We start from the raw sequence: 14,625 nt of genomic DNA, 5'->3' as shown, positions 1-14,625 counted from the left end.
CTACCTAAAATTATATGTAACTCCAGTGAATAGCACAAGAAAACACAACGTAAAAAAGAGCACCTTACTCCAGATCATCATCTGAAAGGTACTCTTCTCCCCCATTAACTCAAGGAATCAAAGGTCAAGTAAAAGCGATACAAGCAATCCCATCGAAGCGATAAAACCTACTACCGGCCCACCTTCTTCGAACGCTTCCGGCATCATGGTCGAGCAGATCATCGCAATAATGCCTCCTCCGGCAAATGCCCCAATAGCCGCGGCCATCTCATCAGGAAGCTGCTCCAGAAACAGATATCCTCCCAATGCTGCAAGTGCAGAGATGATCAGGACACCTAGCCACAAGAGAATAATCTTGGAGCGGGAGTATTTATTGCGTTGAAGTCCAACCGTACTGGACAGACCCTCCGGAATATTACTCACAAAGATAGAAACAACCAACACAACACTGACACCGTTCCCGGCGAGTAGACTGGCCCCCAGCATGATTGATTCGGGAATAGCATCCATGACCGTCCCTGCAAAAATACCAAGTCCGCTCTGGCTGGAATCTCCGTTCCCGGTGTTTTCCGAACGCTTGCGCCCTGCTCCCCCTTTACTGGAAATGAGCAAATCGAATAGCGTGTACACTACGGCCCCTGAGGTAAATCCAATTGCCGTCGGCACAATCCCCCCATCATTCAGGGCGTCCCCAATCAATTCAAATGCGGCTGCACCAATCAGGGTCCCTGTACCAAAAGCCATGATCCAGCCAATAACTCGTTTCGGAATTTTCAGAAACAGCGCAGCAAGTGCTCCTAAGACAACAGCCGAGGCGGAGATGCCGCCCCACATGAATGCAGTCCACATCCGGGATGACCCCTCTCATGTTCATATATGATCTATCACTCCATTAACCGGAGCATAGAGAACAAAAACAGGGGAGATGACCAGATTAATATAAAACCGCTAACTTTAAACCATCATTTTGCGTAGTGAAGATATATATCTTGAACGAATGACGAAGAAATAGAAGGTCTGTGCCAGCAGAAATGCACCAAATACGGTTAATACCGGAACAGTATAATTCGTGATACCGAATTCAGTCAGAAACGGCTTAACAACAACGAGCGTTTCAACAATTGAGATCAGGATTGGGAAGAAAAAGAGAACCGCGATCTGAATTGTGGATGATCGTTTCATCTCCTGAAAACTGAGACCCATTTTAGACAAGGAATGCACCATTTTCCCATCTGCCTCCAGATCCGTGTGCAGCCTGAAATAGAGAAAGCTCGCTGAGGAGATCGAGAAGATCAGTCCAATGAATATCCCCAAAAAGGTGAAGAGTGCCGTTGTCTGTCTGAATTCTTCGAAGTCAGCATATCGCGTCGTGAAAAAGCCCGAAAAATCTTTATCATTAGAGTTATTCCTAATGATTTCATCCATGCCCGCCAGCCGATCGCTTACCATCACTTCAGATGATTGCCGATCGGGCACCGATCCCCCCCATGAAGGGATATGATAAAGATATTTACCGGAAACAGCATCTTTGTCCAATTGTCCGGCAAGAGCCTTAAACTCTTCATCACTTACAATAACTAGGGCTGATGTATACAGAAGCCCGTTGAATTCCGGTTCATTTCCAGTGTATTTAATATCGAGTGTAACAGGCCCTGAATTCATATCCAGCGTTAACTGATCGCCCTTGGCATAGGAACGAAATCTTTCTTCATGTCGAGGCTTCTCCACATTGCGTGAATCGATGAATATACTGGAATGAGCTGAGAGCTTATAGGTCGGTTTGTTCTGGATTGTGTTGAACTGGTTGAAATCACTTAGAGACATCACACTGATGCCGCTATCATCCGTACTTGTCCAAAAATATTCCAGATAAGCGTTCTGATATTGAAGACCCGCAGCGTCAAGAACCTCATTGACGGGTGCCATGTTAGGTTCTTCCGATGCACTGTACACGTTATAACGAATCGGAAAATGATTGTCTCTAAATACTTGTCGATTCTGTTGATCCAGCGACAAAATGACCACTGCACTCATGGAAGCAATCGCAATAACCACCGTCACCATAAACAGCATGCGTGCATTATCTTTTATTTTGTAACTCATCTCGGAAATCCATAGCAAGCGTGTACCATGCCACACCCGTTTGCGGTTACGTTTCAACAGACGAATGGCCAGCACGGAAAGCTGCGAGTAGAAAAAATACGTACCTGCAATGCCTGTCACAGCAGCGATCAGAATACTCTCACTCGACAAACTGCCGTATAGCGCAATGAATCCCGTAGCGAGAAACGCAAGCCCAAGAATAGAGAATACCCATGATGCTTTAGGTTCCTTTTTGGGTTTGCTCGTGCCCGTTAGCAGCTCCAATGCCCGCTTATTTCCGATAAAGAGCAGTGTGAACAGGGAAATGCAAAAGAACAGTACTAAAAAAGCAATCACTGTAATCAACATGGCCTTTACCGGGAAATAAAAAGGCAGGTCTTCCATACCGATAAATCGGGTGGTTAACATCAGGAACAGCTTGGATAATAACATGCCTCCACCTATTCCAGCCACAATGGACAGACATCCGATAAACATATTTTCCAGAATGACCAGTCTTCGAATCTGTCCTGGTTCCGCGCCCAAGATGGTTAAAATACCGAATTCCTTGTTCCGTGATTTCAGAAATGCACTAATGGAATACATAACAAAGAAGATCGCGAAAACGTATACGATGACGGAGGCAACCTGCATTCCCGCTGCCGTAGTCTTACCAATCGGCAATTTCTCAACAAACGGATGATAGATAAACATCGCATACGCGAAGAATATCATGACCATGAATGCACTACTTAGGAAAAAGGCGATGTACGCTCGCCCGTTTCGGCGAATGTTGTTAAAGGCGAACTGAGGAAAGCTCATGCGAATTCCCTCCCCAGAAGGATAATGTATCAATAATCCGTTGAAAGAACGTCTGTCGGTTATCGCCACGATGCACTTCGGCTGCGAGCTTGCCATCCTTGATAAATACAATCCGATGGCAGTAACTTGCGGCAAGTGGATCATGCGTGACCAGCATAATGGTTGTTTTCTCTTGCTGGTTGATCTGTTCAAGCGATTCCATTACCGCTTGAGATGAGGTGGAATCCAGCGCACCTGTCGGTTCATCGGCCAGTACGATGGATGGCATATTAATCATGGCCCTGGCAATGGCTGTTCGCTGCCGCTGTCCGCCCGAGATTTCATAGACTCGTTTATCCAGAATGTGATCAATTCCAAGCTGAGTGGTAATCCGATCGAGTCTGCTCTCCATCTCCTTCAGCTTGACCTTGTCCAGCGTCAAAGGGAGTACTATATTTTCAGCAACGGTCAAGGTATCGAGCAGATTAAAATCCTGAAATACAAATCCGAGTTCCCGGCGTCGGAACATGGCGAGTTCTTTCTTTTTCATATCAAACGGATTCATGCCATTAATCAGCACCTTGCCTGAACTTGGCTCATCAATGGTCGAGACCATATTGAGCAACGTCGTTTTCCCACTGCCCGATGGCCCCATAATCCCTACAAATTCACCCTGCTTGATGGTCAGATGAATATCACTAAGGGCTTTAGTCTGCACTTTGCCCTGATACACTTTGTTTAGTGCCGAAACTTGCAAGATTTCCATGGTGTTTCCCCTCCAAATAAACTATGCTTTCTTTTCATATCCTTATCCTAAACGACCTCCTACAACCCTGCTATCGATTTACCTTAAACTTTCCTTACACAGCGTTTAAGGTTATGTTCCCCCTTCTTCCTATTCCATAAAAAAAGCACCTCGCCCATAGGCAAAGCACTTCTATTTTCGATTCATCCAGCTGAATCGGACCAATGTTCCTTCATCGAGTTTGGAGAACAATTCTATCTGGTTACCCAAACGTGTACTGATCTCACGGACCAGATACAGTCCCATACCCGTAGATTCATGATACTGTCTTCCCCGCTCTCCGGTGAAGTAAGGATTAAACACACGTTGAATATCTTCAGCCGATATGCCGATACCCTGGTCCTGAATATCTAATACGATTCGTTCTTCCTCAATATAGGCGGTAATCATGACTTTTTTACCAGCTTTGCTATCTGAGTAATTAACGGCATTGGTCAAAATCTGGGTTAACATGAACCGCAGCCATTTGGAGTCACTGTAAACTCGAAGGTCGTTGTCCATTCGAATATCCGGTGTAATTCCTCTGCGAATAAACAAACGTCGATTCTCAGCTACGCTGCTTCGAACCACCTCGGGTAGAGACAGAAGCTCTACGCGAAAATCCCCTTCGAACTGTTCCAGGCGTGAAGAATGAAGTACCATTTCCAACCCTTTGCGCATTTTATCCAGCTCATCCTGTATACTGCCTGCAGTTTTATCATCATCCACATCTTCCAGGGTCAACTGAATAATGGACAAGGGTGTCTTCATCTGATGGACCCAACGATTCATGAATACAACCTGCTGCTCACTATGCATGCGCAATTGCCCCATCTCATGCTGACGGTTACGCTCCAGTTCATGCATCAATTCCTGTAAACAATTAGCCACAGGGGCATTACCAAGTGATTGGAAAGGCTCCTGTACCAGCCGTTGTGGCTGCTGGAGCACACGGTAATATGGATGGAGCTGGAAATAACGTACGATCAGATACACGAGCAATACCACTGTACTGAGAAACATGCCATAAAGAACAATCCTCATGGGGCGATCCTCACCAGAAAGCCAATATACACTTGGGACAAGCAGCATTTGCAGCAAATAAAATCCGATGAGGGGTAGCTGATCTCTTAAGAACAGTTTCATTGTCGGTCCTCTTGGACAGGTGACTCCAAATCAAGCAATCGGTAGCCTGCTCCGCGAACGGTTTCCAAAGTATCTTCAGCCCCCAAATCCTTCAGCTTGCGGCGAACACGTGTAATGTACACATTCAACGTATTATCATCAATAAAATGCTGATCTTCCCACATCAGTTCGAGCAAACGTTCCCTGCCCACTACCCGACCTGCCTTGGCCATCAGCGCTTCGACCAATATGGATTCCTTCTGAGTCAGCTCCACGGAAAGACCATCGAACTCCAGTACATATCTTTCGGGATACAGCAGCATAGAGCCATTTTTCACTTTCATTTCTGGTTGAACAGCTGCATACATCCCATATGCTCTACGCAGTTGACTACGAACTTTAGCAAGTACGACCTCATATTGAAAAGGCTTCGTAATATAATCATCCGCCCCATGTTCCAGCGCCATAACCTGATCCATGCCACTGTCACGAGCCGAAATAAATAGAATGGGACATATGGAATGCGAACGGATCTGTCTACACCAGTAGTAGCCATCAAATTGAGGTAGATTTACATCCATTAATACCAAATCCGGACCGATCTGCATAAATTCATCCAGAACATGACGGAAATCTGCCACAATCTGCACTTGAAAACCATTTCGGATCAGATATTCACCCAGCAATCCTGCGAGCTTGGCATCATCTTCAACCAGCAATATCGATTGCATCGTCAACCTTCTTTCCGTTCCCTGACATATCTTCTACATCTAGTTTACCATTCTAGTCAAAAACGGATTGGAAATAAAGGATTAGACCACCAAACGTCCACGTTTCTCTGCCAAGCCAATAGTCGCTTCCACTCCGGAATTAAATTCAAGAAAGTCCTGTTCTACCCCGTCACTGAAAATAACGCCGTCCTCCGGCATCTGGGAGACAATCTGCAAAGGCTGTTTCGGATGAATCTGTCCAAACACCAGATTGGCTGCAGTCGTCCGGCTGGGGAAGGGTTCACGTACTGTAAAATACAGATAAGGCGCATCCCAGCCAAAGTGATTCATGTCGCTCATGCTCCCCTGTGCAGAAGCAGTCGCAGCGATATGTGCTTCTGAATAACCTTTCCCTCTAGGGTTCGAGTTTGAATGAGAGCTTCTGCTGTCTCTATCGGGAATGAACGCTTCACCCGATTGGATGTGCTGCCACGCTTCCGAGCCCACGACTCCAGCAGCACCTGCCAGCACACTTTTGAACCAGCCCGTCGATCCCATTCCCGTGGATACAATCACTCCGCTGGAGGATTGTTGTTCTACCGATGAACCCATTCGAACTTCATAACGAGCAGATACATGCGTCTTTCGGCCAATGAACAGATCGTTGACGCCATAGAGATATTGCCCATCATTCAGCTCCACTTTGGCCAGAGTCACTTCTTTCAGAGAGCGACGTTTACGAATAACATCGGGAATAATGAAGCTCAGATCCTCTACCGTAAATGGCAGCAATACCCCATCCCAACGCATGGGGTCAGGATTAACACCAATGAGCGGCTGCTCGGTTACATACTTGAGCGTATTGGCAACAAGACCGTCCTGTCCAATCACTACCACAATGTCCTGTGCTCCAAAAATAAAGTTGGGCACATGTTCCCGATCAATGGTCTGAACCCGGCCCAGTTGGCTGAGCTGCTGCTGGGCTTGCTGCACGGAATGATGATAACGTCTGTCCTCCTCCAGGTAATCACTGAAGTCTGCTCCCAAGCGTTCGATATAGAACTGCGCATGTTGGACCGTATTATAGCGGACCACCAATTCTTCCAGCCTCGTTCTGCGTTTGACCAGAATCAACTTGTATTCGGTCATCGGTTCTCCTCCAGTAATGTGTGCGGCTACAGTCTGGCTTGCCTTCCCAAGTCTCATCGTGCCCGACCTCCCTGCTGCTCTCTTGTCGGTGGATTCATCAATCCTTGCAGCAGATCCGGCGAAATGTTAAGCTGTCCAATTTTCCCGGCATTCTCAGCCAGCTCCTGGAATGCAAGGGCAATCAGTTTATCCGAGTTCATACCCATGTTAGCCATCGCCTGTAGCACGCTAGGCTCCACCTGTTGTAACGAGTTCATCACGGCAGCAATTTCATAGGCTTTGGCATCAGCTTCGGCATTCTGATTGGCAATCGTCAATTCAATAAGCTGTTGTTTCCGTTCCTCCATCGCCGTATTGAATTGGAGCTGTTCCTGTTCCATCTCATTTTGTTTCTGTTTCACCGAACGCTCTGCATGTAATTGTGTTTCTCGAATCTGCTGTTTCTTCGTCTCAACGGCAATTTCCGTGTTTAGTTCGTTCTCCTTCACTTTCCGCTCCTGTTCAATGGATGCGTTGCGACGTACATACAGCGCTTCGTCGGCCTGGCGTAAAATCTCTTCCCGCGCTTGTGCTTCCAGTGCACGCATCGTCTCTTTATTGGGCAAAATGGCCAGAATGGACAGACTCATCAGCTCTACGCCCAATTTCTCCAGTTCCTGACTCTGCACCACTTCCCGTTTCATGCTGCTGGCCAGCCGTTCGCTCGATTGAATGGCTTCCTTCAGGGGCATTTGCTCCAGATGTTTTTTGGTCAGCACTTTGGCGGTCGTAATCACACGTTGATCCAACTTGCCAGGATCGTCGGAAATATATCTGTTTTTGCGCAAATTGTACGTGTAGTTCAAGCTTTGGGTAATTTTCATATAATCAACGATACGATAGCTCAGTTGACCCTGAACCGTAACGGTTTGATAATCAGCTGTTATTTCTTCGAACATAAAGGGCACATCCACCGAAGATACAGGCAGAACCACCACCGACGTCGTCGGCTCATAATAGTAGAAGGACAAACCCACTCCTTGAAGCTGAACCTGCCCATTCTTCACTTTCATTACGTACTCACTGGGTTGAAACTTCACGAATCGGAATCCAAACATCGCTCATTCCCCATTTCTTAATATTGTCGTTTTGATATTATCGAAATGATAACAAATGAATTCGATATTGTCAATATGATATTAACAACTTTTTTTTGCTTTTATATAAAAAAAACCTACCTTAGGCAGAAGCCTTAAAGCAGGTCGATTTTCTATAATTATAGTCAGTAATGACAACTCATTGTGGGTTAAGTTATGCGAGGCGCTAGCCTAACATTAGAAGTCATCAAGCTGTTAATCATTTATTTGTTTTGTTCAGCGCTCTTCAAGATCAGATCAACAAACAAATCGATCTGGGCAGTAATGGCGATTGGATCATATCGATAGAATGTATCAAAATCATTCTCGAAGAACCGGTGATTCTTCACCGCATCCAGACCGTTCCATACTTTGGACTGTTTGAATTCCTTCAGTGCTTCGCCTTTTTTCTCAGGATCGTACACCGTCATGAACATGTAATCCGTAGCGTATTCAGGCAGTACTTCGAGCGATAGCTGCACGGTCTGATTGTCTTTGCTCACCTTGCTCGGCATTTTCAGCTTCAAAGCATTGTATACAACTTGCCCGCCCCGGCCTGCGTTGTCGCCAAAGATCCACAGATCCCCTTTGTCCGTCAACTCGTATAATCCAACGGTTGTATTTTCGTCCACGATACCTTTCAGCTTCTCGCGTCCCTCTTCCGCCTTTTTCTCATAATCGGCAATGAACGCCTTCGCCTGATCAGGTTGACCCATTAAATCACCAAACAGCTCAACTGTCTTGTAGATATCTGTGGCTGTACCATATGGGATATGCACAGTTGGTGCAATTTTGGACAGTTCCTCGTAGTTATCATCATACATCACAACGATCAAGTCAGGCTGTAATTCCAGCGTCTTCTCCACGTTCACCGGATAACCCACGTCTGTGGTGTCTTTCAGCTTGTCCTTAATGAACGGATTATCAAAGGCACTTGGCTCCACACCAATCAGATTACCGCCTACAGACAGAATTTCGCCCCCGTAGTAATCGGTCACGATGCGTTTCGGATGTGCAGGAATGGTAACCGTCCCTTTATCCGTCTCATATTCACGTGTTTCACTTTCCGCTGATTCATTCTGAGCTGTATCGGTTCCAGTGGATTCCTGATTCTCACTCGTCTGTCCTGAGCCGCTCCCCGTTTCATCCGTTGTCTTTCCTGCATTTCCGCAGCCCGCAAGAACTAGCGTAAACACAATGAATAACGTGCAGATGGAAAGAATCGATTTGGATTTAAACATAAACATGATGCCCCCTATAATTCATTGCTTTTTGTGATAATGGTAATCATTATCATTTGAATCATAGCAGAATTGATTACTAACTGTCTACCATTTTAATTGAAATCCATAAACATAGGGATCGAGCCAGAAAGACCCGATCCCTATATCATATATACACTTAGAATTTATAAATCTGCTCCATCATTCTGGCTACAGCGACCGCCCCCTGTGCTCGGTTGGCATGCTGTTTTGGCGCAAACGTGCCATCCGCCATTCCTCTAAGTAGACCTTGCTCCTGCATGGATGCAACAGCTTGTTTTGCATATTCAGCGATATCTGCGTTGTCATTAAATGTGGTGCTGTTGGGTGTTGAATCAACGGCTGTACTGGTGTTCTGCTTCATGACCTGTATCGCACGGTTTAACATCACCGCCATGTCCTCGCGGGTGATACGTTCATTGGCTGCAAACGATCCGTCTGCTCTGCCTTGCACGATTCCCATCTCCAGACCAAGGCGTACGGAATCTGTATACCACTGATCATTCTTCACATCCGTTAGAGCTGAAGTGGATGTATCCGGCAAACGTGATTCGCCAATCCCCTTCATGATCATTTGCAGAAATTGTGCTCGTGTCAGCTCTGCTTGCGGACTGAATCGGGTATCTGTCATGCCTGAAATGATTCCTTTGCCATACAAATTCTGAACCTCTTTAATGGCCCAGGAGTAGGATTGTAAGTCATTCAACGGCACCTGCACTTCAGTAATCACGAAACGGCCTGATTGAAGCGGCTTGAAAGCCAGACTTTGGGTCATTTCATCATATTGAGTAAAGGTTACTGGTTTCATTTCACCATTTGCCAAAAGGGATTGGATAACCAGTACAACGTCTTCTGCATTTGAATGTTGAACATTCGACATCGCAATTTCAATGGATCTATCAGTCCACTGTAACGGCTGCCCGTTCAACAATAGATCCACACTGACCACGTTGCGGTTACCGATGGCTTTCTTTTGCGCTTCAGACAGATTGGCTGTGGAGTCTTCGACCAGAATGACATCCATTGTAACTCCATCTTCATTACGAGCATCCTTCAATACACTTAACGGGATGCGGACAGATGTCTGCTTCATGATCAGCTCCAGCGACTGTAATGCCTGAGTACGTGCCCATTCCTGAAGTTGGTTTGCATTGAGCCGGAAGGTCGCAGCCTTTGTATCCTTAGGAACATCTGCAATCAAGGTGAGCTTTTTGCTGCCTGCTCCCATTCCGTCAATCGTTTGAGACAACTGCTTCATATCAGGTTGAATCACATAGGAGCCCGCTCCGGTACTTGTACCTTTGAATGTAATGGAACCACTTTCTCCTGGATTACCGGATTCAACAGGTGGCGTTACAGAAGAATTGCCGGGATTCTGCGATGATCCAGGCGTGGAAGGCTGTGCAGGTTGACCGGGCTGTGACGGCTGACCCGTAGTCGACTCTTGCCGTACAAGCTGACTAACCGCCTCTTTCAACGCGTTATCTGCAGCACTGATTTCCTGTGCACTGGCTTCTGTATCATCCATAAGCACACGGGCAAACGACAATGCCTGTGCAAACACATTCCAGCTTGCGGCCGTATAATCATTTTGATGCAGCTTCGCAGCGGAATCCACTGTAGTTCCCAAGGCAGATTTGTCCGCCGGGAACATGCCATAAGCTTCAAAATCCATAAAGCCTACCCACTGAGAACCAGCGGTAATGGTCAGTTTAATATAACGCGCCTCCGTGCCTGCGGGCAGGATATGTCTTGGACTGGTGGATACAACCACATCACTTGTTGTATCTACGACTTTGACAAAATTCTTGTTATCATTGGATACTTCGATCTTGTATTTAATGCCTCCACTCCACATGGACATTTCCAACTTACGGATCACAGCGGTCGCCCCCAGATCCACTTGCCACCAACTATCCACACTTTGGTCTGTTCCCCATGAAGTAGTGGGGTCACTGTCAATCGCTCCCCCAGGCGAGTTGTCTTTTCCACCACCTGTACCGGCACTGCTTGATGCGGTAGCTGTTTTACCTGTTGTTAATGCCTCCAGCAAAACAAGGTTGTTATTGGCTTTCTGAAGTATTGTCAGAGCCTCCTGCACTTCCGATTGTATGGCATCCTGCTTGTCTCTGACCGTGATTGCCGATAACAATGCCGCTTTCAGGTTTGCCCAGCTTCGCTGTGTATATGAAGATTCGGTCAGCTGCTGGGTTTCACCGATGAACTGTGTCAGCTCAGTTTTGTCTACATTGGACAACCCCTGAATTGCTGCTTCCACTTGTTTTGCTGCTGTATTCACCTCGGTCTGAGTGGCTCTTAGATCTGCCATGATCTGTTCTGCACGAGTAAGAGACTTAGTCAGAACAGCCCAGGTTGCAGCAGACCAATCTGCTTGCTTATATGTTTTGGCTTCGGTAATAATCTCCTCGAGAGCGTTCCGATTCGCCGCTATAACATCAAGCTGCTGCATAACCTCATGAAGAGTGGCAGTCGCAGCGTCCGTATCCTGTTGTGTCACACCAGATGTATACGCCAATTTGTACGTATGCTCGGCTGCCGCAATGGCCGGAGCGAGTGTGGTCCAGCTTTCAGGTGTAAAATCACTGGATACCAGCGCCTTTGCACGCGTAATGGCTGCCGACAAATCTTTCCGATCTGCGGGCAGAATGTCTAAACCACGTTTGTACACATCCAGCGATGGCAGGGCACGCCCTTCATACGAGTAACCGCCATTCGCCGGATATTCGTCATAATCAAACATGGCGTGATTCTCCCATGCGTCTCCCTCGGAAGCAATCCAGCCTACATTGGCCGCAATCCATGCAGGCTCCCAATAGAAGAAACCCGCTCCCTTCTGATCCGGAACTTGTGAGATCATGTCCATGATGCCTGCAATCGCATCGTATTGTCCCTGCACGGTTGCCGGGAAGGTAGCACCTCCCACATTCAGCGTTTCCGGGTTGCCAATAATATTGCCGTGAGCGTCCCCGTTTTTATACGAGAATGGATATGACGTTTCAGCAATAATGACTTCTTTTCCATATTTCGCGGATACCTCATTCATCGTTTTGCGCACATCTGCGAATGTTCCGTGCCAGAATGGATAATAGGACAGCCCGATAATATCGTACTGCAGCCCCTTTTTCTGCAATTCGCCGAAGTACCAGTCAAATGTATCCGCTTTGCCCCCTTCAGCCAGATGGATCATAATTTTGACTTGATCTCCTCCAGGGACATCGCGTACGCCGTCCACACCGCGCTGAAGCAAAGCTACATTTTCATCAAAATTGACGTTACTCTTCAATCCGTTTAACACGCCACTGTTGATTTCATTACCGATCTGAACCATGTCGGGCATCGCGCCCGCATCCTTCATCTCGCCTACCACTTCACGCGTGTAATCATACACAGCTGTCTTCAGTTCATCAAATGAAAGGTTTTCCCAGGCCTTCGGACGAAGCTGTTGACCGGGATGCGCCCATTCATCGGAATAATGGAAGTCGAGCAGGATCTTCATGCCTTTCTCTTTTACCCGCTTGGCCAGACGAATCACATCTTCTTTGTCGTTGTACCCATTGGATTTCTGTGGATCATTCCACAGACGAAGCCGCACATAGTTCACGCCACGATCTTTGAGAATATCGAGCAGATCGCGCTCAGCTCCATTGCTGTCCAGATAATAACCTTTATTATCCTCAATGGCTGTTAACGTGGAAATATCCACCCCTCTGACAAAATCACTACGATATCCTTCTACCGTAACGGTAGCTACAGGTTGAATGGGAGCTCCATATACATCACCTGTAACGGTAAAGCTGCCTGCTGATGCATATTTTGAAAGATTAATTTCCTCCCATGCAACCGGGACAAGGCCCGATTTCCCGTTCCCGTAATGTGCCATGACTTCATTAGGCAGAACTGGGGCACTCCGGCTTACGGTTGTTACGTTGACTGCATCATAACTTGCGATTCCTGCCGGGTCACGACCCTCTTCCTCTCCCCAGATTTGAAGCTCGGATATAGCTGACCATTTTCCTGATTCACCGTAGAAAGGAATCTTGACTCTGACATAACGGACCCCCTCTTCCTGAAAATCAAGATCGACCTTTTGTTTAGCCGTGGCATTATTACTGTAATCAGCTACAACGGTCCAATTCGTCTGGTCCATGGATGTCTCAACGACAAATTGAACAATAACGTCATCCTTCCACAATACTTCGGCTCCGGTTAATCGGTGGGCGCTGAGCAAGTCAATCATCACCCATTGTGGCTGATCAGCCGTAGTTCCAGTGTTTGCACTCCAATACGTATCTCCTTTGCCATCCACCGCTTTTTCTTTATTGCCCCCCCATTGTAGATCCTCTGAGCTGACCGTAACGGCCTTATTCAGCGCAACGTTTACTTTCGCTGCTGCCGCTGCGGGCCGAACTACCAGACCCAAATCACAGAACAACATCAGTAATACGAGACAGCCGCTTATGTATCTTTTGTGCACGCTTGATCTCCCCCTTATCATTTGTTTGATCACCTTTGAACAATGAATGTTGTAAATCATTATCATTGTAAGCGCTTTACATCAAACGAGGACACGGTATTATGCCAAGGAAACAGCAGTTATTTTAACACATCGAATGGTAATTCCTTGCTCACTGTGGATTGATTCCCATTCCTAACAAAAAAAATCTGTCCCTCTGCCTGATTAGGCAAATTGGAACAGATTTTAGCTTTACTATATGCTTACTTGCTGAGCTTCAGCTCCAGTTGAACCTGAATGTCATTTTCAGTAGAAAGGACCACCGAATGTGGATTCTCCATACCAAAATCTTCAAAGGTAATCATCGTTGTGGCGGACAACAACACCTGGTCATTTTCGTAAGCAGCTTTTACGTCAAACGTAACCTCTTTCTCAATCCCTTTTACCGTTAGGGTTCCGTTCATTTTAAAGTCTACGGTCTGCCCTGCCGGCCATTCCGTGGGTACACCTTCAAATGAGGTAGCCTTAAATGTAGCTTGTGGATAAGTGCTTGCATCGAAGAAATCAGCCCCCTTCACATGATTATCCCGCTGACTGTTGCCCGAGTCTATTGCACTCATCTCGATCTGTCCATCTGCTTTCATCTGGGACGCATCGTCTACATTAAGGGTCAAGTTCCCACTAACCTGCTCGTCCGCAAAATTGACCGTCTCCTGGGATGTCGTTACCGAGAAATATACTTTCGAACCTTCGCTGATGCTCCAGTCTCCATTCAACTGCTCTGCTCCTGCTGCATCGTTGGACACGCTTATACCACTGTCCGATCCGGCTTCCGTAGTGGACGCGGCGATGCTGACAGGAAGTACCTGTTCAATCTCAACGTTGTTGCCCAAGTAACTGTTCGCGAAATAGTACCCTCCGCCTCCAAGAATGACGATTGCTGCCGCGCCTGAGATCATCCATGTTTTTGTCTTTTTATTCATCTCTATTTTCCTCCAATGGGTAACTGTATAAGTTGGTTATTTATCAGCATCTTACCAGCCCAATGTGTCAAGATGACGTCAAGAAATGATGTACAACGCATTTTTTTCTGAAAATAATTGCCTCATTGGCATTGTGCTTC

10 protein-coding genes and 1 pseudogene are annotated in these 14,625 nt (G+C 46.6%); all 11 read right to left on the bottom strand.

Features of this window, described 5'->3' with window-relative positions; translation table 11 throughout:
• Window positions 1-117: 117 nt before the first annotated feature.
• On the bottom strand, window positions 118-849 hold the full coding sequence (locus tag gpAD87_RS06635; protein WP_064636978.1) for a ZIP family metal transporter: 732 nt from the start codon (window positions 847-849) through the stop codon (window positions 118-120).
• A 105-nt stretch (window positions 850-954) separates the two neighbouring features.
• On the bottom strand, window positions 955-2,904 hold the full coding sequence (locus tag gpAD87_RS06630) for an ABC transporter permease (protein WP_064636976.1): 1,950 nt from the start codon (window positions 2,902-2,904) through the stop codon (window positions 955-957).
• The gene (locus tag gpAD87_RS06625) at window positions 2,879-3,649 is read right to left on the bottom strand and encodes an ABC transporter ATP-binding protein (RefSeq protein WP_064636974.1); all 771 of its coding nucleotides are present in this window, start codon (window positions 3,647-3,649) and stop codon (window positions 2,879-2,881) included. Before gpAD87_RS06625 ends, gpAD87_RS06630 begins: the two co-directional genes overlap by 26 nt.
• Window positions 3,650-3,820: 171 nt before the next feature.
• Complete coding sequence (locus tag gpAD87_RS06620; RefSeq protein ID WP_064636972.1) at window positions 3,821-4,813, bottom strand: sensor histidine kinase; 993 nt, start codon at window positions 4,811-4,813, stop codon at window positions 3,821-3,823.
• A complete protein-coding gene (locus tag gpAD87_RS06615; protein ID WP_064636970.1) occupies window positions 4,810-5,523 on the bottom strand; it encodes a response regulator transcription factor in 714 nt (237 codons plus the stop codon). The genes gpAD87_RS06620 and gpAD87_RS06615 overlap by 4 nt, the downstream gene beginning before the upstream one ends.
• Before the next feature lie 81 nt (window positions 5,524-5,604).
• Window positions 5,605-6,708 (bottom strand): sugar kinase, encoded by a 1,104-nt coding sequence (locus tag gpAD87_RS06610; protein WP_231952459.1) that lies wholly within the window; start codon window positions 6,706-6,708, stop codon window positions 5,605-5,607.
• Complete coding sequence (locus tag gpAD87_RS06605) at window positions 6,705-7,748, bottom strand: SPFH domain-containing protein (protein WP_063563155.1); 1,044 nt, start codon at window positions 7,746-7,748, stop codon at window positions 6,705-6,707. The genes gpAD87_RS06610 and gpAD87_RS06605 overlap by 4 nt, the downstream gene beginning before the upstream one ends.
• A gap of 70 nt (window positions 7,749-7,818) precedes the next feature.
• Window positions 7,819-7,866, bottom strand: a pseudogene (locus tag gpAD87_RS32955) (KxYKxGKxW signal peptide domain-containing protein); the annotation flags it as partial.
• Window positions 7,867-7,990: 124 nt separating this feature from the next.
• The gene (locus gpAD87_RS06600) at window positions 7,991-9,007 is read right to left on the bottom strand and encodes an iron-hydroxamate ABC transporter substrate-binding protein (RefSeq protein ID WP_063563156.1); all 1,017 of its coding nucleotides are present in this window, start codon (window positions 9,005-9,007) and stop codon (window positions 7,991-7,993) included.
• 160 nt (window positions 9,008-9,167) lie between these two features.
• Window positions 9,168-13,523, bottom strand: a complete 4,356-nt coding sequence (locus gpAD87_RS06595) for a glycosyl hydrolase 53 family protein (RefSeq protein ID WP_064636968.1) — start codon at window positions 13,521-13,523, stop codon at window positions 9,168-9,170.
• A gap of 242 nt (window positions 13,524-13,765) precedes the next feature.
• The gene (locus gpAD87_RS06590) at window positions 13,766-14,485 is read right to left on the bottom strand and encodes a YceI family protein (RefSeq protein WP_064636966.1); all 720 of its coding nucleotides are present in this window, start codon (window positions 14,483-14,485) and stop codon (window positions 13,766-13,768) included.
• Window positions 14,486-14,625 lie beyond the last annotated feature (140 nt).

Source organism: Paenibacillus sp. AD87 (genome assembly GCF_001659845.1).
Lineage (GTDB): Bacteria > Bacillota > Bacilli > Paenibacillales > Paenibacillaceae > Paenibacillus > Paenibacillus marchantiae.
This window is presented reverse-complemented; position numbering and strand designations above follow the sequence as displayed.

Excerpts from the sequence above, each read along its gene's own strand:
- gpAD87_RS06635 (WP_064636978.1), bottom strand. The coding sequence starts at position 849 with ATGTGGACTGCATTCATGTGGGGCGGCATCTCCGCCTCGGCTGTTGTC.
- gpAD87_RS06630 (WP_064636976.1), bottom strand. The coding sequence starts at position 2,904 with ATGAGCTTTCCTCAGTTCGCCTTTAACAACATTCGCCGAAACGGGCGA.
- gpAD87_RS06625 (WP_064636974.1), bottom strand. The coding sequence starts at position 3,649 with ATGGAAATCTTGCAAGTTTCGGCACTAAACAAAGTGTATCAGGGCAAA.
- gpAD87_RS06620 (WP_064636972.1), bottom strand. The coding sequence starts at position 4,813 with ATGAAACTGTTCTTAAGAGATCAGCTACCCCTCATCGGATTTTATTTG.
- gpAD87_RS06615 (WP_064636970.1), bottom strand. The coding sequence starts at position 5,523 with ATGCAATCGATATTGCTGGTTGAAGATGATGCCAAGCTCGCAGGATTG.
- gpAD87_RS06610 (WP_231952459.1), bottom strand. The coding sequence starts at position 6,708 with ATGAGACTTGGGAAGGCAAGCCAGACTGTAGCCGCACACATTACTGGA.
- gpAD87_RS06605 (WP_063563155.1), bottom strand. The coding sequence starts at position 7,748 with ATGTTTGGATTCCGATTCGTGAAGTTTCAACCCAGTGAGTACGTAATG.
- gpAD87_RS06600 (WP_063563156.1), bottom strand. The coding sequence starts at position 9,007 with ATGTTTAAATCCAAATCGATTCTTTCCATCTGCACGTTATTCATTGTG.
- gpAD87_RS06590 (WP_064636966.1), bottom strand. The coding sequence starts at position 14,485 with ATGAATAAAAAGACAAAAACATGGATGATCTCAGGCGCGGCAGCAATC.